Raw genomic sequence first — 19,496 nt, 5'->3', positions numbered from 1 at the left:
GTGTCGCTCGCGTCACCCTTCTGTGACCGCGCCGTGGACCGCGGTCGCCGGACTCGCGGACCACAGTCGCGCGTACGCGCCGCCTTCGGCCAGCAACCGGTCGTGGGGCCCGAACTCGACGATGCGCCCGCGCTCGACGACGCCGATGGCGTCGGCCCTGGCCGCGGTAGCCAGCCGGTGCGCGACCACCACGGTGGTGCGCCCCCGGGCCACGGAACTGCTCGCTGCCAGCACCGATGCCTCGGTGTCCGGGTCGAGGGTGGCGGTTGCCTCGTCGAGCAACAGCAGATCGGGACGGACGAGTTCGGCGCGGGCCAGTGCGATGAGCTGGCGCTGGCCCGCCGAGAGGCCGCGACCGCGTTCGCCCACCGGCTGGCGCAGCCCCTGCGGCAGCGAGGCGATCATGTCGGTCGCGCCCACCGCCGCCACGGCGGCGGCGATGTCCGACTCGCTCGCGGATGGTTTCCCGAATGCAATGTTGCTCGCGACGTCACCGGTGAACAGGTGAGCCTCCTGCGGGACGATCCCGAGCCGGGCGCGGTAGTCGGCTAGACGATAGTCGCGCAGGTCCACGCCGTCGACCTCGATGGATCCGCCGCTCGCCTCGGTGCGGGGCAGGTCGTAGAGGCGAGCCAGCAGTTTGACGATGGTCGACTTGCCCGCGCCGGTCGGTCCGACCAGTGCGACGGTAGCGCCCGCGGGTATGTCGATGCTCACCCCGCTCAGCGCCGGGTTGCTGGTGCCGGGGTAGCTGAACCGCACGTCGTCGAACTCGACCTCGCCGCGCAGCCGGCCGGTGATCGGCGTCGCCTCGGGGGGATCGGCGGCGATCGAGGAAGGCGTGCGCAGCAGGTCGCCGATGCGGCGCAGGCCCACCCTGGCCTGCTGGTAGCCGTCGAAGACCTGGGAGAGCTGGGTGATCGGGCCGAACAGCAGTTGCAGATACAGCACGAACGCCACCAGCGTGCCGGGCGTGGTGGCGCCGGTCGCCACCTCGCGGGCGCCGAAGAACACCACCACGGCCAGCGCCAGATCCGCCCACGACACCACGAACGCGAAATACAGCGCGATCGCCCGCTGCGCGCGCATCCGGGAATTCCGGTAGCGCTGGGAGTACTCGGCGAAGCGGCGGGCGGCGAACGGCTCGTGCCGGTTGGCCTGCACCGCGCGCAGGCCGGTGACGTTCTCCTGGAAGTCGGCGTTCACCGCCGACACGTGCTCGCGCGAGATCGAGTACGCGGTGGCGGACACCCGCCGGAACAGCACCGTCGCCAGGATCAGCGGCGGCACCGCGGCGAGCATGACCAGCGCCAGCGAGAGGTCGATGACCAGCAGTGCGACGGAGATGCCCGCCACGGTGAGCAGCCCGATCAGGGTGGTGGCCACGCCGGTCTGCAGGAAGCTCGACAGAGCGTCCACATCGGTGGTCATCCTGGTCATGATCCGGCCGGACAGTTCCCGCTCGTAGTAGTCCAGGCCCAGCCGTTGCAGGTGCGCGTAACTGCGCACCCGCAGCCCGTAGAGGACCCGTTCGCCGGTGCGGGCGGTGAGCACGATGGTCACCGCCCCGACCGCCAGTGCGGCCGACACCAGCGCGATGCCGATGACCGCGGCGCGCACCAGGGCCCCGGATTCGCCTTGGCCGACCCCGGTGTCGAGGGCGTAGCGGACCAGCGGCGGGAAGGCGACGCCGAGCACCGCGTCGGCCGCGAGCAGGGCTACCACGGCGGCGACCAGCAGGCGGACCGGGCGCAGCAGCCGGGTCAGCCGGAAGCCGGGGTCGGGGGTTCGGAACCGGGCGTCGTCGAGCCCGGGCTCCTCGGTGGCGGGCGGCAGCGCCGCCAGCGTGCGACGCAGTTCCGGGGTCTCGGCGATGTCGGCGGCCGCGCGGCCGAAACCACCGCCCGGTTTGGCGGCGGCGGCGAGTTTGCGTGTCCGCACGACCGGGACCGGCTCGGCGACGGGCGCCACCGGGTGGGCCGCGCCGGGCAGCCGGATCACCCGTTCGGCGTGGGCGAGGGTGGACTCCCGGTGCGCGAGGATGATCGTGGTCCGGCCGCCCCGATCGGGCAGGGAGTCGAAGATGGCGGCCTCGGTGACGGCGTCCACGGCGGAGGTGGCGTCGTCGAGGACGAGAATCCGCGGCCGGGCGAGCAGCACCCTGGCCAGGGCGATGCGCTGCCGCTGTCCGCCGGACAGGGTCAGCCCGCGTTCGCCGACCACGGTGTCGTAGCCATCGGGCAGTTCGGAGATGAACTCGTCGGCGGCGGCCATCTGCGCGGCCCGGCGGATCTCGCCGTCGGTCGCGTCGGGCTTGCCCAGGGAGATGTTCGCGGCGATGGTGTCGGAGAACAGGAAGGGGTCGTCGAAGACCACGCCCACGGCGGCGCGCAGTTCGTCGGCGCGCAGGTCGGCGAGGTCGATGCCGGCGTGCGCGTGTCCATCCGCGGCGCCGTTCGCCCCGAAGAGCCGGATGGAACCGGAGTCCGGGGCATAGAAGCGGGGCAGCAGTAGTGACAGGGTGGTCTTGCCCGACCCGGCGGGCCCGATGATCGCGACGGTCTCGCCGGGGCGCACGGTGAGGTCGAAATCGCGCAGGATGGGCCGGTCGGGCTCGAAGCCGAAGGTGAGCGCGTCGATCTCGATGCCGAGCGGGCCGTCCGGCAGCGGCCTCGGGTGCGGCGGGTCGACGAGCGTGGGCGCGGTGTCGATGACCTGGTAGACCCGCTCGGCGGCGGCCCTGGTGAGCTGGGCCAGGATGATCACCGAGGACATCGCGCGGGTCGCCGAGGTCATGGTCGAGACGTAGGCGGCGAAGGCGAGGAAGGTGCCGACGCTGATCCCGCCGCGCAGGGCCAGCCAGCCGCCGAAGGCGATCACCGCCACCAGACCGGCCTGCGGGATGGCCGCCACCACCGGCGCGAACCGGGAGTCGATGACCGCGGCCCGCATCCGTTCGCTGTAGAGGCGACGGGCGTGCCGTTCGAGCAGATCGACCATCCTGGCCTCCTGCCCGAAGCCCTTCACCACGCGCACGCCGGTGACCGTCTCCTCGACGTGCTGGGCCAGGTCGGCGGCCCGCTGCTGGGCCGACCAGGTGGCCGCGAACAGCCGCGGCCGCATCCGGTAGACCATGACCCCGATAGCGGGCACGACCAGCAGCGCGACCACGGCCAACGGCGGCGACAGCCACAGCATCACCGCCGCCGCCAGCACGAACTGCAACAGCGCCATCCCCGACAGCGGCACCATGGCCAGCAGACCCTGCACCAGCTGCAGATCGGTGATCGACCGGGAGACCACCTGCCCGGTGCGCAGCGCGTCCTGCCCGGCCCCGTCGAGCCGTTGCAGGGAGCGCAACACCCGCACCCGCAGTCCGTGCTGCACGTCCAGCGACAGCCGACCGGCGAGCAGCCTGCGCCCGAAGGCGGCGACGAACCGGCCGACGGCGAGCAGCGCGAGCAGGATCGCGACCGTTCCGATGACTCCGGTATCGCCGACGCTCGCGGCGTCCAGCGCCCGCTTGGTCAACAGGGGCGCCGATACCTCGACCAGCGCCCCCGCCAGCAGCGTGCCGCCGATTCCGGCGAGCGTGCCGGGATGCCGCAGGCTCTCCGCCCACAACCGGCGAATCCAGCCGGGCGCATCGGAATCGCTCCCCGCAGACCCGGCCGCCGCCGACACCCCCGCCGCACCAGTCACCATCGCCTCGCCGACACCACCGTTCCGCAGTCCCATGTCACGTCACCGTGTTCGACGTTAGCCATCCCGGCCGACAGGCGACGTGTTCGCCCGGACACACCGGCCCCGACCAGGCCACGGTTGCACGCCGGGACCTTTCAGCCGACGGGGGACGGGTGGGTGCGGCGCCGCCGCGGGGCGAGACGGGGAACGCTGTGCTCAGAGGTCGCGGTCGCGCAGCATCCACCAGCCCGCGCCCGCGCTCGCGACGGCCCACAGCAGCAGCACCACGAGCGCCGCCGGAGTCGGCGCGAAGACCCCGGCGTCCTCGAACGAGCCGACCGCCACGGCGCCGACCGTGGCCGAGCCGGGCAGCAGTGTGGCCACCCCGCCGAGGCCGAGCCCCTCGGCGACCATCCAGACCAACGGCTCCCCGATCAGCAGCCAGCCGAGCAGCGCCGCGACGGCGCCGGTGGAGGTGCGCAGGATCAGACCGACCCCGGCGCCGATCAGCGCCCAGCAGACCGTGGCGAACAGGCCGGTGCCCAGCATCGCCCACAGCCTGCCGTCGAAGTCGAACTTGCCGCGTCCGAAGAGGAACAGGCAGGCCAGCGCGACGAGCTCGGTCACCACCGCCACGGCGGCCGCGGCAGCCGCGATCACCAGTAGCTTCGCGCCGGCCAGCCGGTCGCGATCGGGTGTGAACACCACGGTCACCGGCATCGAGCCGTAGCGGAACTCGCCACCGGTGAGCGCCGCGCCGAACGCGCCCGCGCCGAGCACGGCGGCCAGGATCGCCATTATCAGGCCGATGGTGGCGGCCCCGGTGACCGGCTGCGCGCGCGGATCCACCGGCCCGGCCATGGCCGCGGTCACCGAAGCGGCGACCAGCGCGACCGCGGGCAGCAGCGCGGCCAGCAGCACACACCAGCGCAGGGTCATCACCTTGCGGGCTTCGGCGGTGAGTGGTGGCACCAGTTCCCTGGGCAGCGTCGTCATCGGGGCATTCCTCGAGGCATCGGCGGCGGGCGCATGGGCGCGGAATAGGGCGAGGGCTGCGGCACGAAGGACGGCGGTGCGTGCAGCGGCGTCGTGGTCCGCGGCTTGGTGAGCGAGGCGAGCACGCGATCCGGGTGGATCGGGTCGGCCACGATGCCGTCGATGCGCACCCCGGCCGCGCTCGCGATCTCGCGGATCTGCGGCTCGGTCGCCTCGGCCACCGCCAGCCGCCCGTCCTGGCGGATGACCGCGTCGGTGAAGCCGCGCGCGGCCAGCGCGGTGGCCAGCGCCACGGGCACCGGGGCCGCGACGATCAGCCGGTCGGGATTACCCCGCCGCAGTTTCGCCGGGGTGCCCGTATAGACGACCGAGCCTTCGCTGAGCACGACCAGCTGATCGGCCGTCGACACCACCGAAGACAGCGTGGCGCCGGTGATCAGCGCCGCCCCGCCGCGCCTGGCGTGAGCGCGCAGGAGGTCGTGCAGCCTGCCGCGTTCGGCGGCGTCGAGCCCTTCGATCGCGTCGTCCAGCAGCAGCACCCGGGGATCGGGCAGCAGCGCGGTGGCCAGCGCCAGCCGGGTCTGTTGGCCGAAGGACAGTTCGCCCGCGCGAGTACGCGCCTGGTCGGTGAGCCCGACCGCGGCGAGTACCTCCGGCACCCGGTCGCGTCGGACATCGGCCGCGGCGGCGTAGACGTCCAGGTGATCGGCGGCGGCCCTGGCCGGATGCAGCCCGCGCGGGTTGAGCACCGCGCCCACCGGACCGGTGACGCCGATCTGCGCGCTTCCCGCGTCCGGGGCGGTGAAGCCGAGTAGCACGCGCAGCACCGTCGTCTTGCCCGATCCGGCCGGGCCGACCAGGCCGGTGACCGTGCCCGGCGCGACGGTGAAGCCGACTTCCGCCAGCGCCGGGACGAACTCGTAGCGCTTGGTCAGCCCACGAACGGTGATGGCGGGACGCGTCGCCGTCACCGGCGCTCGATCGGCTTCGGGGCCTTCGTGGATCCGTTGTGCCGCGCCGGACCGGCCTGCTTCGCGGCATCGATGGCGGTCATCGGGGCCGCGTCGATCACCGGGACGCGGTGTCCGGACCAGTCCAGCGGCGGCGGGCCGAAGGCCTTGCGGGCATTGTCGACCGTCGCACGGCCCAGCGCCCGGTTGCCGACGCCGCCGATCACCGCGCCGATGCCCATGGGGATCACCTTGCCCGCCATCAGCGCCAGGCGCTTGGTCAGGAACCGCACGATGAACCGCTTCATCAGCGAGTCGTTCATGCCGGACAGGCCGGGCACCTTCTCGCCGAGGAGGGTGCCCCAGTTCTTCGCCGACCGCCCGACCGAGCGCTCCACGATCTGCATGCCGCTGTCGCCGAGCACCACCGCGAGCACCAGTGCCCTGCGCTGCTCCTTGGCTTCCGGGGCGACCCCGTGGACGGCCGCGATGGCCAGCGTGTAGAGCGCCGAGGCTTCGAGGAAGAACGCCGTCTCGGCGGTGATCGTGGCCAGCGAGGCGACCGTGCCGACGCCGGGCATGGCCGCGGTGGCGCCCGCCGCCGTGCCGCTTCCCGTCACCGCGAGCAGGTACTGCTTCTCGATGCGGGCGACGATCTGGTTCGGGCTCTCTCCGGGGTGCGCCCGGCGGAGGCGCTCGATGTACTTGTCGACAGCGGGGCCCTGCAGTTTGGCACCGTTCTCCAGCAAAGCGATCACGGTCTTCTCGAACGCGCCGTTACTCATGACCTCACTACCCCTTCGATCCGGCCTGGCTGAACTCTATGGCACCGAACCCACGCCGGCCCAACACGGCAACGATCCGTGTGCAGACCGGGTTCCCCCGTTCGGAGCGGGAAAACCCGGCCGGCTCAGGCGCCGGGACCGCCGGTGACCTCCTCGCCGGAAACCGGTGGGCCGGGCGGGGTTCCGTCGCCGAACGGCCGCCCGCCCAGCGCTTCGCGGCCGTGCGGGGACAGCCAGTTCGACAGGTCGGGGCCCTTGGGCACCACGCCGGTCGGATTCACATCGGTGTGCACCGCGTAGTAATGGGTCTTGATCTGCGCGAAGTCGACGGTGTCGCCGAAGCCCGGCGTCTGGAACAGGTCGCGCGCGTAGCTCCACAGCACCGGCATCTCGCTGAGCTTCTGCCGGTTGCACTTGAAGTGGCCGTGGTAGACCGGATCGAACCGGACCAGCGTGGTGAACAGCCGCACGTCGGCCTCGGTGATGGTGTCGCCGACCAGGTAGCGCTGGTTGGACAGCCGTTCGGTCAGCCAGTCCAGCCGGGCGAACAGGCGGTCGTAGGCGCGTTCGTAGGCGTCCTGGGCGCCGGCGAATCCGCAGCGATAGACGCCGTTGTTCACATCGCGGAAGATCACCTCGGCGACCTCGTCGATCTCCGCGCGCAGCTCCTCGGGATACAGCTGTGGCGCGCCGGGCCGGTGGAACCGCGTCCACTCGGTGGAGAAGTCCAAGGTGATCTGCGCGTAGTCGTTGGTGACCACCTGCCCGGTGGGCACGTCCACGATCGCGGGCACCGTGATACCGCGCGGGTAGTCGGGGAAACGGGCCAGGTAGGCGTCACGCAGGCGGGGGATGCCGAGCACCGGGTCGACCCCGCCCGGATCCAGGTCGAAAGTCCAGCTGTATTTGTCGTGGGTGGGCCCGCACAGGCCCAGCGATATCGCGTCTTCGAGGCCGAGCAGCCTGCGCACGATCAGCGTGCGATTGGCCCACGGACAGGCACGGGCCGCGACCAGCCGATACCGCCCCGACTCGACCGGATATCCGTCACGGCCGTCGGCGGTGATCCGGGTGGTGATGTAGTTGGTGTCGCGCTTGAACTCGCCCGGCTCGACGTAGGAACCGGCTGTGGATTCCGTCTCGGTCACCCGGCCAGTCTTGCAGATCGACCCCTTAGGCTGCCGGTATGAGCGAGAACACCTCGAAGACCGCCACCCGGCTGGACCGTGAGACCACCGCGGCAGGCGCCGAAGTCGCGGTTCTGACGCTGGCGAATCCGCCGCTGAACCTGTTCGACCAGGCCATGTTCGACGGCCTGGTCGCCGATATCGCCGAACTGTCCGCGAATCCGCCGCGCGCGGTGCTGCTGCGCGCCGAGGGCAAGGTCGTCTCCGGCGGCGTCGACGTGCACACCTTCGACGGGCTGACCGTCGAGACCGGTACCGCCCTGTGGCGCAGGCTCTTCGACGACATCATCCATCCGCTCGAGGCGCTGCCGTGCCCGGTGCTGTTCGCCGCGCACGGGCTCACCTTGACCGCCGCCTTCGAGGTGGCACTGGCCTGCGACATCATCCTGGCCACTCCGAAGGCGAAGTTCGGCCTGGTGGAGACCGTGGTCGGGCTGACCCCCTCGATGGGCGGCCCGCAGCGGCTCGCCGAGCGTGTCGGCTCCGGCCGCGCCCGCGAGTTCGTGATGACCGCCGACCTCTACGACGCCGCCACCATGGCCGACTGGGGCGTGGTCAACTACATCCACGACGATCTCGACCCGGCGGCGCTGGCGCTGGCGCACAAGCTGGCCGACGGCCCGACCAAGGCGCACGCGGCCACCAAGAAGATCATCGAGGCCTGGCGCTCCGGCGGCGTGGCCCATGCCGACGCGGTGACCCCCGAGGTCTCCGGCGTGCTCTTCGACACCGAGGACCTGCAGGGCGGCGTGCGCAGCTTCCTGGAGAACGGCCCGGGCAAGGCGACCTATCGGGGCCGCTGACCCCGGCGGGATCGGCCCGCCGGCGAGCCGATCCGCGGCGAAACGACGATTGCCCGCGAAATTGTGATCCGCGTCATATAGTTCAGGGGCCTGCTGGATCCAGGCGCCGCGGAGGACGAATGACGCAGCAGATGGTGGTCGAGTACCCGGTGGACGGTCGGCACGCCCCGATGGCGCGGGGCGCCGACGGAGTGCTCAGGTACGGCAATCTCAATCCCGCGCTGACGGAGCTGCTCGACCGTCAGGTGCACGCCTTCGCGAACCGGGAGGCGGTCGTCGAGGTGGGTGGGCCCCGGCTCACCTACCGCGAGCTGTGGCATTCGGGGGCGCGCATCGCCGGCGGATTGCAGCAGCACGGCATCGGCTACGGCGACCGGGTCGCCATCCGCATGCCCGCGGGTCTGCGCTGGGTCCGCGCCTTCCTGGGCGCGTTGCTCAGCGGGGCGGTCCCGGTGCTCGTGCCGAGCGGTCTGCCGCACCGGGTCGCCGAGCAGGTACTCGCCGACAGCGCGGCCGATTTCGTGCTCGGCACGGGCGCGCCTCTGCCCGACGGGCCGTCGTTCATCGACGACGGCGCCTCGCTCGACGAGCTGGCGGTGCTCTGCTACACCAGCGATCCGCACGAGTCCAAGGGCGTGGAACTGACCAACGAGAATCTGCTCTCGGCGGTCAGGTCCCTGGTATCGACCCTCGATCTGCCGACCGACGGCGTGCGCAACCTGGTCCTGCTACCCCTGGCGGGCACGCGCGGGTGCGTGGACCAGCTGCTGCCCACCTTCGCCGTCGGCGGCACCGTGGTCTTCGCGCGCGACACCGCGGGCATCGCCGAAGCCCTTGTGGCAGAACGGGTCGACATGATCTCGGCGACCCCCGAAGTGTTCGCCGGCCTGCGTTCCACGCTGGCAGCCATGCGCTCGGACGGCCTGTGTACCCACGGCGTGCGTCGCCTCAGCAGTGCGGGCAGGCGTACGCGGCCCGCGGCGCCGGCGCCGGGCGATGTCGCCGAGGCGCTGCGCGAGACCTTCCCCGCGGCCAGGCACTGGCGGCTGTGGGGCTCCACCGAGACCAGCGGCATCGGTCTCGCGGTCGCCGACGCCGATGCGGGCTCCGTGCTCGGACGCCCGTTCGGCGGAACGGAATTGGCGCTGGCGGGTCCACGCGCCGCCACGGGAGTCGGCGAATTGCTGTGTCGCGGACCGAATGTCAGCAACGGCTACTGGAACGACCCGGCCTCGACGGCCAACCGGTTCACCGGCGGCTGGTTCCGCACCGGCGACCAGGTCCGCATCACCGCGGACGGGCTGGTGCACCGGGCGACCGCGTGAGCCGCTAGACCAGCAGCCGTTCGCGCAAGCGCTCGAGCAGCTTGGCGTCGATACCGGCCGCGTCGAGGAAGACATCGTGGTCGCCGTGCAGCTCCCGCACCGAATCCGTGGCGATCCGCAGGTACTCCTCGCGCACGCCGAGCAGATCGGTGGACGGCTCCGCGCCGCGGCCGAGGGTTTCGGCCAGCATCGCGCGCAATGCCGGCACGGCGTGATTGCTGAGCAGGTAGTCGGTGTAGACGTCCTCCTCGACGACGCCGACCGCGCGCAACAGGGTGGCGACCGCCCATCCGGTGCGGTCCTTGCCGGCCGCGCAGTGCACCAGCACCGCGCCCTGTCCGCGCGCGATGGACTCGGCGATCTCGGTGATCGCCGCATTGGCCTCCGGCAGCTTCGGGAACACGCGGTAGACCTCGAGCATGTGGGCGAGCGCGGAGGTGCCGTCGGAGTCGTGTGGCGGGGCCGCGCCCATCCGCGAGTCGAACGGTGTCACCCGCAGCCGGACGTGGTCGGGCAGATTGTCGTGGCCGATGTTCTCGATCTCGCGCAGTCCACGCAGATCGTGCACGTCGGTGACGCCCAGCTCGCGCAGCACGGCGTGACCGCGTTCGCCGAGACCGCTGAGCTGAGCCGACCGCAGCAGTACGCCGGGGCGGATCCGAGCGCCGGAGGCAGTGCGTAGCCCGCCGGTGTCGCGGAAGTTGAAGGTGCCGGGAATGTGGAACTGATCGGCCGAAGACGGGGAGGTCACGGCTACAGGCTATCGACGGCCGGTGCCCGGCGAGCAACATGTGACCCGGTCGGTGCCCGGAATGCCGGTGTGGTGCCGATCCGGAGTGTGTAATCGGCCACATGGCCTGGCCTTGCGGTGATCGTTCCGTACTCTGAAGCGAGGTGCGGGTACCGGATGAACAATCCTGCCCGCGCCGAACAGGGTAGCGAGGGTCCCGAGGCGCGGGTTCGGCCAGAAGGCAAGCCCCGCAACGTTGCGGTGGAGTCCCGGTCGGATAACAAAACAATCTTTCAGTATGAAAATTAGCGCTGTACCCGTTCTCAAATCATGGAAACCCTCTACCATTGATGAACGTTGGACCGGACGGTCCGGTGGAAGCTGGACTGTCCGCCGAGTTCAGCGAGTCGCGCCGTGCAGGGGCGCGAGGTCTTTCGCCGAGGGAGTCGTCGTTGAGCGCACGTGGAGAAATTGTGGAAAGCCGGTTGCGGCCGACCGTCTGCGAGGCGGTCGAAACGGCAGCAGCCTCGCTCGATCACGGCGGAGTTCGGGCGTTGCGAGTGCTGTTGCACGCCGGCATCACGGCCTACTGGCCACTGGTCAAGGCCACCCCGTACAAACAGATCACCGCCTACGAATCCACCGTCCGCACCATAAGGCAACGCTGGGAAGCCAGTTCCGAATGCGTGGCCGACCCCATCGCGGCGACCACCTTCCGCCAGATGGACGCCGAGATCGCCGCCTTCCTGGAGTTGTGCGCGGAGCGGTCGAACACCCAGTGGCTGGAGCCGGTCGACGCGATCGCCGCCTACTGCGTCTCGATGTTGCAGGGCACCGTACTGCGCTGGCTGGCGTGCTGCGACGACGAGACCACCCTGGTGGTGCTCGACGACCTGGTCAGCGGGTTGACCGCGCGGGCGGTCGAGGTCTGAACGCGTCCCCGCGGTACTGGACGTCTGTCCAACTTGGTGGTTGAGTGGACGAGGTGAGCCAGACCTCGTCGATTCCCGGGCTGCACGCGGCCACCGCCGACCTCGATCCGCCACTCGCGGCGCTGGATCTCACCGCCTTGCGCGCGAACGCCGCCGATCTGGTGCGCCGCGCCGCCGGCACGCCGATCCGGGTCGCCTCGAAGTCGGTGCGCTGTCGTGCCGTGCTGGAGTCGGTGCTCGGCTCCGGCCTGACCGCCGACGGCGGCTTCGCGGGCATCATGTCCTATTCGTTGCGCGAAGCGCTGTGGCTGGCCCGGCTCGGCGCCCGTGACATCCTGCTCGGCTATCCGACCGTCGATCGTGCCGCGCTGGCCGAGCTCGGCACCGACGAGACAGCGCTGTCCTCGATCACCCTGATGATCGACGACACGGCCCAGCTGGAGCTGACCCGCGCCGCACTCGGCAGCGACCGGATCCGTCCCCGGGTGTGCCTGGATGTGGACGCCTCGCTGCGTCTGGGGCCGGTGCACCTCGGCGTACGGCGCTCCCCGCTGCGCACGCCCGACCAGGCCGCCGAACTGGCCCGCGCCGCCGGAGCCGCAGGTTTCCAGGTCGTCGGCGTGATGACCTACGAGGCGCAGATCGCCGGCCTGCCCGACAGCAATCCGGCCGTGCGCCTGGTCAAGAAGCTCTCCGCCGCCGAGATCGGCCGCCGTCGCGCCGCGGTCCTCGACGCGGTGCGTTCGGTGACCGGCCCGCTGCGCATCGTCAACAGCGGCGGCACCGGCTCGCTGGAGGTGAGCGCCGCCGACCCGCAGGTCACCGAGGTCACCGCCGGGTCGGGCCTCTACGTTCCGACGCTGTTCGACCACTACCGCGCCTTCACTCCGCGCCCGGCGCTGTTCTTCGCCACCCCCGTGCTGCGTACGCCCGCCCCCGGTATCGCCACCGTGTTCGCCGGCGGCTATATCGCCTCGGGCCCGGCGGGCGCCGCGCGCGTGCCGAAACCGGTGTGGCCCGAGGGACTCGGACTGCTCGGCACCGAGGGCGCGGGCGAGGTTCAGACGCCGCTGTCGGGCGCGCGGTCCCTGCGCATCGGTGACCGGGTGTGGTTCCGGCACGCGAAGGCCGGTGAACTGTGCGAGCGCTTCGACGTGGTGCACCTGGTCGAGCCGGACGGATCCCGCACCACGGTGCCGACCTACCGGGGCGAGGGCAAGAACTTCGGCTGAACCGCCGCGACGGAGTTCACCCGAGCCGCAGGAACCTGCCCGGCTCGGTGAGCTCCTCGGGCGTCTCCGGCAGATAGGCGGTGAGCAGCGGCGAGCGGATGACGATGGCCTTCCACATGGCCCGGCTCACCGCGGCCCGGATCAGGCCGGGGGAGAACAACGCCGCCATGCCGTCCGGGGCGTCCTGCGGCGCGGAGGTGGTCATCGAGATCAGTACGACCGCGGTCTCCCTGCCCCGGAACCGGTCGACCGTGCCGACCAGCACATCCTCGATCTTGGCCCGCGCCAACAGAGTTCGGATGCGCCCGACCTGCGCCTCGTAGGGCGCGATGACGAACAGGTCGTGCGGATGCAGCCGCCGGGTCTGGCCGCCCTCGCTCCACGAACGCCCGAGCAGGCCGCGGACCTGGCGCACCACCTCGCGCGCCTCGGTCACCGACTCGGTCGAATCGCCGTGGTGCGAGACCGTCACCGTCTCGATGCCCGGTGCGACTCCATCGAGTTGCCTTGCGGTGGTGATCATTTCGTCCGCCGAGAGTCGGCCGTCGTAGTACAGCCGCGACAGCGGGCCGCACACCCGCGGATGCATCCGGCGGGTGCGATCGAGGAAGTAGCCGCGTCCGGCGGGCACCGTATCGCGTCCGTCCAGCAGCCAGCCGAGCACCGAGTCCGCCACCGGCGCCGGATGAGCGGCCCGCGCGAGGGCGGGCTGCGGGTCGCCGACCAGCAGCAGCGAGCGCGCGCCGCCTGCCACCGCGGCCACCTCGGCGAGCGGGAACCGGCCCGCGTCCGCGACCACCAGCAGATCCAGGCTGCCCGCGGGCACCCGCGCCGGGTCGGTGAAATCGCCCGGCAGGCCGCCGATCACGCAACCGTTGACCGCTTGATCGAGGAATCGCGCGAACCGCTGCGGGTCGATCACCGCCCACTCCGGCGCGACGGTCTCGGCCTCGGATTCGGCGACCAGTTCCGGCAGCACGCCGGCCGCGACGATGGCCTCGAACAGGTTTTCCACCGTCGGGCGGCTGTGTGCCACGATGCCGATCCGCCAGTGCCTGCGGGTCACCAGCTGGGCGACCACCCGCGCGGTGACGTCGGTCTTCCCGGTCCCCGACGGACCCTGCACCACCAGATAGGAATCGTCGAGACCGGCGACGGCCGCGGTGAGCGCGGCGAGGTGATCGCCGTGCACCGGCGGCAAGGCGCCGCTGTGCAGCCGGGGCGCCCGCCTGCCGAGGATGTCGAAGAACGCGCCCGAGGGCAGTTCGGGCAGGGTCATCAGCAGCCGCTGGGCGGTCGCCTCGACCGCGGCCTCCGCGCGAAAATCCCACTCCGGCACGCCGGGAGCGATGGCGATCGGAAGATCGCCGTAGGGCGCGCCGTCCTCCGGCAGGATCTCCTCCAAGCGCACCGCGTCGTCGAAATCGGCATCGACCGTGCATCCGAGCACCACCGCTGTCCCGGTCGTGCGCCGCCCGAACGCGCCCACCCGGTCGTAGAAGGTGTGCACCCTGGTGCCCGGCGGCAGCGCGGCGGGCGCTGCGGTGCCGGTCGGTCCGGGCCGCAAGCCGCCGCCGGAACCGATCCGCCCGGTCAGGGTGAGGAACCGTCGCATGGTCGCGCCGTCCGGGCTGCGATGCCACTTGGTGTCCACGGTGCCCCAGTCGGCGATGAGTACTCCCGGCGCGTCGGCCCACTCCCGCACCGGATGGGTCAGCCGGTCGGTGTGCGCCCAGCTCGACGCCCGCCGCTCCCGCCGCCGGTAGCCGAGTATCGCCGCCATGACCGCGGCCGGATGAGCCGAATCGTCCTGCTCGGCAGCGTATTCGGCCAGCGCGGCTTCGACCGACGACGGCGGCGGCGGCGGACTTTGCGCCCCGCCATCGGTGCGATGGCCGTCCGGCTGCGTCGGTCGAAGCCGCTGGTCCTCGCCGGGATGAGGCGTTGCCACGGCCGATTCGTGGCGCCGCGTGGATTCCGGGAGGCGGCGCAGCCAGTCGCTCAACAGCAACAGCGCCACGTCGTCGGGGCGATCGTCGGGCAGCAGGGCCCGCAACCGGTCGAGGCGATAGGAGCCGACGCCGATGAGCACCGCATTGCGGACCACCGGGTAGAGGTCCACCAGCAGGCGCGCGTGCAGCAGGTCGTCGAGCAACTCTTCGTCGCCGAGACCGTCGCCCTGCGACAGCAGCGCCGTCCGCACCTCGCCCGCGTAGTGGTAGAGGTGCGCACCGGGATGGGCGCGCAGATGCGCGTCGGCGTAGCCGAGCACCTGGGTGACCGGGCGATGCCCGGCGGGCACGCTCAGCAGCGTGCCGCCGCGGTCCCCGAGGCGCCAGCGCTCGGCGCGGCCCGTGGGGCCGAACTCGACGGTCAGGGCCAGGTCGTCGGGATGGGCCGGGGGCAGCGCGGCCGGCATGACCGGATCCAGCAGCGCGTAGGCGGGCGCTCCGGAGGACTCGGTGCGCAATTGCAGACCGGCTTGGTCGCGCAATGCCGCCACCGTGCGGGCGGACAGGCCCGGCACCTCGTCGTCGAGGACGGCCAACCGGTCGATCGTGTGCACTCCGGCATCGCGCAGCCGCGCCCGGACGGTGCCGGGCATACCGGCCACCAGCAGCAGATCCCGCGCGGCGGTCAGCTCGGGCAGGCACACCGGGCACTGCCCGCAGGCCAGATAGCGCGGATCGCCCCACTGCACGGGCAGCAGTTCGCCCAGCTTCTCCTCGAGAATCTCGCCCACCCGCTCGCGCCGCGCCCGGTACACCGCCGCTGCCGTGTCGAGCGGGTGCTCGGAAACCGCTGAGCCGCAGTGCACAACGAGCGCGGGGGCGATCCGGGCCGCGCCGACCCCGCCCGGAGGTGCCGAGCCCGCGGCGATTCCAGCGCTCGCGGTGATCTCCGCGCAGGCGGCGAGTTCGAGCACGGTGTCGATCCGGGTGCCGGGCGAATCCGCTGTTCCGTGCAGGACGAGGCCCGCCTGCTCGTCGCGCACGAGATAGGCGCAGCAGGCGGCGAATCCGTCGGTGAGGAAGGTCGCGTTCCGCACCGCTCGCGCGCCCGCGCGCAGCGCGCCCAGGGTGGCGGCGTGGGCGGCGCGCAGGGCATCGGCTCCGGTGCCCGACGTCGAAAGCGGGTTGTGCGGGGCGATCTCGGCGATGGACGACCCGTACTCCGCGCGCATGCGCGCGTGCAGCGGTGCTGATCCGCTCGATGCCGGCGAGCCGGAAGAGCCGGTGGGACCGGGAGCGCCGGCGACAGCGTCGAGCATGCCGAGCTCTGCGTCCAGCGCGCGAAGCACGGCGAACTCGCAGCGCGCCGCTCGCACCAGATCGGTGGCGGTGGCCACTACACGATCACCGAAGACGAACACACGCCCCTCCCGTTGGACGGCCGCCGGCCGGGACACCAGCAACCGGCGCGTCCGCTGCGCGCCGGTCGGCAACACTGTAAGCCAGTGCCTCTGACCTCGGGGAAGCCCGGGGTCAGGAGCGCGGCTTGCGACGTTCCTGGCGTTTGCCGGTGTCGCGCTCGCGGCGCGGACCCCGGCTGCCGAACGAAGTCGCCGCCCGATGCGCGGGCGGGCCCGAATCCAGCTGCAGCTGGATCAGCACGCCGCTGATCCTGGTGCGGCGCAATGCCTCCAGAGTTTCCTCCGGCAGATGGGCGGGCAGCTCGACCAGGCTGTGGTCGGGCCGGATGCTGATATGACCGAAGTCGCTACGACGCAGGCCGCCCTCGTTGGCGATGGCGCCGACGATCGCGCCCGGCACCACCCGGTGCCGCTTGCCGACGCTGATTCGGTAGGTGGCCAGTTCGGCGCCGGTGGCACGATGATGCGAGCCGCCGGTGGGCGCGCCGCGCTCCTCGTCGAAGCGGCGGGCCGGACGATCACGCGGAACCCGTTCGCGGCGTTCCGGTTCCGGCTCCGGCTCCATGAAGAAGTTGTCGCCGTCGTAGGAACCGATCGCGAGCGCGGCCGCGATGTCGACCAGCGGGATGTTGTGTTCGCGCTCGTAGTCCTCGATGAGCTTGCGGAACAGCGGCAGGTTCGACGAGGCGAGGTTGTCGGTGATGGTGTCGCCGAACTTGGCCACACGCTGCGCGTTCACGTCCTCGACGCTGGGTAGCTGCATCTCCTCGAGCGGATGCCGGGTGGCGCGCTCGATGGCCTTGAGCAGGTGGCGTTCGCGGGGCGCGACGAACAGCAGCGCCTTGCCGCTGCGCCCGGCCCGGCCGGTGCGGCCGATGCGATGCACATAGGACTCGGTGTCGTGCGGGATGTCGTAGTTGACGACGTGCGAGATGCGGTCCACGTCCAGGCCGCGCGCGGCGACGTCGGTGGCCACCAGGATGTCCAGTGTGCCGGACTTGAGCTGGCCGATGGTGCGCTCGCGCTGGTTCTGGGCGATGTCGCCGTTGATGGCGGCGGCGGAGAAACCGCGGGCGCGCAGCTTCTCGGCGAGTTCCTCGGTGCCCTGCTTGGTGCGGACGAAGATGATCATCGCCTCGAACGGCTCGACCTCGAGCACCCGGGTCAGCGCGTCCAGCTTGCGCTGGTGCGAGACCTGTACCCACCGCTGGGTGATATTGGTGGCGGTCTGGGTCTTGGCCTTGACGGTGATCTCGACCGGCTCGCGCAGGTACTGCTTGGAGATCTTGCGGATCGCCGAGGGCATGGTCGCCGAGAACAGCGCGACCTGCTTCTCGCGCGGGGTGTCGGCGAGGATGCGCTCGACATCCTCCTGGAACCCCATCTTGAGCATCTCGTCGGCTTCGTCGAGCACCAGGTACTGCAGCTGCGACAGGTCGAGCGTGCCCTTCTCCAGGTGGTCGATCACCCGGCCGGGCGTGCCGACGACCACCTGGGCGCCCCGGCGCAGGCCGGAGAGCTGGACGCCGTAGCTCTGGCCGCCGTAGATCGGCAGCACGTGCAGACCGGGGATGTGGGTGGAATAGCGACCGAAGGCCTCGGCGACCTGGATGGCCAGCTCCCTGGTCGGGGCGAGCACCAGGGCGCGCGGCGCTTTGCCGGATGTTTCCAGACCCATCAGGATCGGGATGGCGAAGGCGGCCGTCTTGCCGGTGCCGGTCTGCGCGAGACCGACGACATCGGCGCCGTCCAGCAGCGGCGGGATGGTCGCCGCCTGAATGGGGGAGGGATTCTCGTAACCGACATCGGCGATAGCCCGCAGGATGCGGTCGTCGATGCCCAAGTCGGCGAAGGACGGGCCGGCCGAGTCGGAACCGGCTTCGGTTCCGCCCGTGTCCCTGTCGTCGTCGCCAGGAACGCTGTCGACCTGATTGGTACTCATTGACCAGGAGTTTACTGCCTGCCGGTGGCCTCCCCGGTCACCGGGTGAATACGGTGAGACCTATGCAACTCGAGCACGAGGCCTCCGAACAGCGACAGCGCGGCCCCGCGGTGACTGTCGGGGTGGTCCAGTTCACTCCCGGCACCGACCCCGAAGCCAACCTCGCGGCGCTCGGTGAGCACGTCCGCGCGGCCGCCGGGCGCGGCGCGCGCGTGGTGATCGCCCCGGAGTACGCGATGCACGCGGTGCGCAGACTGGACGAGCGGGTGTTGCCCGCCGCCCAGCCGCTGGACGGCCCGTTCACTTCCGGTCTGGCCGCACTCGCTCGCGACGCCGGGGTGTACCTGGTCGCGGGCATGATCGAGACCGGCAGCGACGGCGATGCCCGCATCCGCAACACGCTCGTGGCCGTCGACCCGGCAGGCGAGCGGATCGCCGTCTACCGCAAGGTGCACCTCTACGACGCCTTCGGTCACAAGGAGTCCGATGTCGTCGAGCCGGGACCGCTGACCGAACCGGTCACCTTCACCGCCGACGGGGTGACCATCGGCTTGCAGACCTGCTTCGACCTGCGTTTCCCCGAGGGATTCCGGCGGCTCGCGGCGGCGGGCGCGCAGGTGATCGCGGTCCCCGCGCAGTGGATCCCCGGCCCGGGCAAGGTCGACCAGTGGACCACCCTGCTCCGGGCCCGCGCCATCGAGAACACGGTCTATCTCGCCGCCGCCGACCAGGCCGAACCGCTCGGCTCGGGCTCGTCGATGATCATCGATCCGGCGGGCGCGGTGCTGGCCGAACTCGGCGCCGACACCGGCGTGCTCACCGCGACCGCCGAGCTCGACCACCTCGACGCCGTGCGCACCCGCAATCCCAGCCTGGCGCTGCGCCGATTCGCCATCACCGCGCGCACGCAGGAGTAGCGTTCGAACCGAGATGAACCACTACGCCGATCGGTTCGCCGCCGGTCGCGCGCTGGGCGCGGCACTGGCGCACCTGCGCGCGGCGGAACCGCTCGTGCTCGGCCTGCCCAGGGGCGGCGTGCCGGTGGCGGCCGAGGTGCACCGCGCCCTCGGCGGTGATCTCGACATTCTGCTGGTCCGCAAGCTGGGGGTGCCCTGGCAGCCGGAACTGGCCATGGGCGCGCTCGGCGAAGGCGGGGTCCGGGTGCTCAACGACGACGTGATCCGCCGGATCGGCGTGCGCCGGGAACAGCTGGCCGAGGTCGAGCGCGCCGAACGGACCGAGCTGGCCCGCCGGGTGCACGCCCTGCGCGGCGACCACGATCCGCTGCCCATGGGCGGTCGCACGGTGATCCTGGTGGACGACGGCATGGCCACCGGGGCCACCATGGTGGCGGCCTGCCGGGTGGTGCGCTCGCATTCGCCCGCCCGCCTGGTGGTCGCGGTCCCGATCTCCTCGGTCGAGGCGCACTCCTGGGTGTCCGGGGAGGCCGACGAAGTGGTCTGCCCTTGGATTCCCGCGGAACTCGGCGGCGTCGGCGGCGCGTACATCGACTTCCACCAGCTCGCCGACGACGAGGTGACGGCGCTGCTGCGGTGA

14 protein-coding genes are annotated in these 19,496 nt (G+C 71.6%); 6 read left to right on the top strand and 8 right to left on the bottom strand.

Features of this window, described 5'->3' with window-relative positions; translation table 11 throughout:
• Positions 1-12: 12 nt before the first annotated feature.
• The 5 genes from ON26_RS21550 to ON26_RS21530 form a co-directional block, all read right to left on the bottom strand.
• Positions 13-3,705: an ABC transporter ATP-binding protein gene (locus ON26_RS21550; RefSeq protein ID WP_083884269.1), complete on the bottom strand. Its 3,693-nt coding sequence runs from the start codon at positions 3,703-3,705 to the stop codon at positions 13-15.
• A 195-nt stretch (positions 3,706-3,900) separates the two neighbouring features.
• Positions 3,901-4,680: an ABC transporter permease gene (locus tag ON26_RS21545; protein WP_040798031.1), complete on the bottom strand. Its 780-nt coding sequence runs from the start codon at positions 4,678-4,680 to the stop codon at positions 3,901-3,903.
• A complete protein-coding gene (locus tag ON26_RS21540; protein ID WP_051027330.1) occupies positions 4,677-5,651 on the bottom strand; it encodes an ABC transporter ATP-binding protein in 975 nt (324 codons plus the stop codon). Before ON26_RS21540 ends, ON26_RS21545 begins: the two co-directional genes overlap by 4 nt.
• Complete coding sequence (locus tag ON26_RS21535; RefSeq protein ID WP_051027329.1) at positions 5,648-6,415, bottom strand: hypothetical protein; 768 nt, start codon at positions 6,413-6,415, stop codon at positions 5,648-5,650. Before ON26_RS21535 ends, ON26_RS21540 begins: the two co-directional genes overlap by 4 nt.
• Before the next feature lie 125 nt (positions 6,416-6,540).
• Positions 6,541-7,563: a glutathione S-transferase family protein gene (locus tag ON26_RS21530; RefSeq protein ID WP_040798030.1), complete on the bottom strand. Its 1,023-nt coding sequence runs from the start codon at positions 7,561-7,563 to the stop codon at positions 6,541-6,543.
• A gap of 38 nt (positions 7,564-7,601) precedes the next feature.
• Between ON26_RS21530 and ON26_RS21525 the strand changes: the two genes are divergently transcribed.
• Together ON26_RS21525 and ON26_RS21520 are read left to right on the top strand one after the other, a co-directional pair.
• Positions 7,602-8,405, top strand: a complete 804-nt coding sequence (locus ON26_RS21525; protein ID WP_040798029.1) for an enoyl-CoA hydratase/isomerase family protein — start codon at positions 7,602-7,604, stop codon at positions 8,403-8,405.
• Positions 8,406-8,524: 119 nt separating this feature from the next.
• Positions 8,525-9,730, top strand: a complete 1,206-nt coding sequence (locus ON26_RS21520) for a class I adenylate-forming enzyme family protein (RefSeq protein WP_040798028.1) — start codon at positions 8,525-8,527, stop codon at positions 9,728-9,730.
• Between the two features lie 4 nt (positions 9,731-9,734).
• Here the strand turns inward: ON26_RS21520 and ON26_RS21515 are convergent, their stop codons facing one another.
• Positions 9,735-10,481 carry a tyrosine-protein phosphatase gene (locus ON26_RS21515; protein WP_040798027.1) on the bottom strand — a complete coding sequence of 249 codons (747 nt, stop codon included), beginning with the start codon at positions 10,479-10,481 and terminating at the stop codon, positions 9,735-9,737.
• Between the two features lie 431 nt (positions 10,482-10,912).
• Between ON26_RS21515 and ON26_RS21510 the strand changes: the two genes are divergently transcribed.
• Positions 10,913-11,392 carry a hypothetical protein gene (locus ON26_RS21510; protein ID WP_040798026.1) on the top strand — a complete coding sequence of 160 codons (480 nt, stop codon included), beginning with the start codon at positions 10,913-10,915 and terminating at the stop codon, positions 11,390-11,392.
• A gap of 53 nt (positions 11,393-11,445) precedes the next feature.
• Positions 11,446-12,624, top strand: coding sequence for an amino acid deaminase/aldolase (locus ON26_RS21505; protein ID WP_040798047.1), 1,179 nt, complete (start codon positions 11,446-11,448; stop codon positions 12,622-12,624).
• Between the two features lie 16 nt (positions 12,625-12,640).
• Here ON26_RS21505 and ON26_RS21500 read toward each other — a convergent pair whose 3' ends face one another.
• Positions 12,641-15,973, bottom strand: a complete 3,333-nt coding sequence (locus tag ON26_RS21500; RefSeq protein ID WP_245545944.1) for a bifunctional RecB family nuclease/DEAD/DEAH box helicase — start codon at positions 15,971-15,973, stop codon at positions 12,641-12,643.
• 136 nt (positions 15,974-16,109) lie between these two features.
• On the bottom strand, positions 16,110-17,939 hold the full coding sequence (locus ON26_RS21495; RefSeq protein ID WP_040798025.1) for a DEAD/DEAH box helicase: 1,830 nt from the start codon (positions 17,937-17,939) through the stop codon (positions 16,110-16,112).
• Positions 17,940-18,001: 62 nt separating this feature from the next.
• Between ON26_RS21495 and ON26_RS21490 the strand changes: the two genes are divergently transcribed.
• On the top strand, positions 18,002-18,856 hold the full coding sequence (locus ON26_RS21490; RefSeq protein WP_051027327.1) for a carbon-nitrogen hydrolase family protein: 855 nt from the start codon (positions 18,002-18,004) through the stop codon (positions 18,854-18,856).
• Positions 18,857-18,869: 13 nt separating this feature from the next.
• Positions 18,870-19,496 carry a phosphoribosyltransferase gene (locus tag ON26_RS21485; RefSeq protein ID WP_040798024.1) on the top strand — a complete coding sequence of 209 codons (627 nt, stop codon included), beginning with the start codon at positions 18,870-18,872 and terminating at the stop codon, positions 19,494-19,496.

It is taken from the genome of Nocardia higoensis NBRC 100133, from assembly GCF_000308595.1.
GTDB classification, from domain to species: Bacteria; Actinomycetota; Actinomycetes; order Mycobacteriales; family Mycobacteriaceae; genus Nocardia; species Nocardia higoensis.
The sequence above is the reverse complement of the archived record's forward strand: the minus strand, read 5'-3'. Positions and strand labels throughout refer to the sequence as shown.

Bases quoted from the DNA above. Each gene is read 5' to 3' on its own strand.
- ON26_RS21550 (WP_083884269.1), bottom strand. From the start codon at position 3,705: ATGGTGACTGGTGCGGCGGGGGTGTCGGCGGCGGCCGGGTCTGCGGGG.
- ON26_RS21545 (WP_040798031.1), bottom strand. From the start codon at position 4,680: ATGACGACGCTGCCCAGGGAACTGGTGCCACCACTCACCGCCGAAGCC.
- ON26_RS21535 (WP_051027329.1), bottom strand. From the start codon at position 6,415: ATGAGTAACGGCGCGTTCGAGAAGACCGTGATCGCTTTGCTGGAGAAC.
- ON26_RS21525 (WP_040798029.1), top strand. From the start codon at position 7,602: ATGAGCGAGAACACCTCGAAGACCGCCACCCGGCTGGACCGTGAGACC.
- ON26_RS21520 (WP_040798028.1), top strand. From the start codon at position 8,525: ATGACGCAGCAGATGGTGGTCGAGTACCCGGTGGACGGTCGGCACGCC.
- ON26_RS21495 (WP_040798025.1), bottom strand. From the start codon at position 17,939: ATGAGTACCAATCAGGTCGACAGCGTTCCTGGCGACGACGACAGGGAC.
- ON26_RS21490 (WP_051027327.1), top strand. From the start codon at position 18,002: ATGCAACTCGAGCACGAGGCCTCCGAACAGCGACAGCGCGGCCCCGCG.
- ON26_RS21485 (WP_040798024.1), top strand. From the start codon at position 18,870: ATGAACCACTACGCCGATCGGTTCGCCGCCGGTCGCGCGCTGGGCGCG.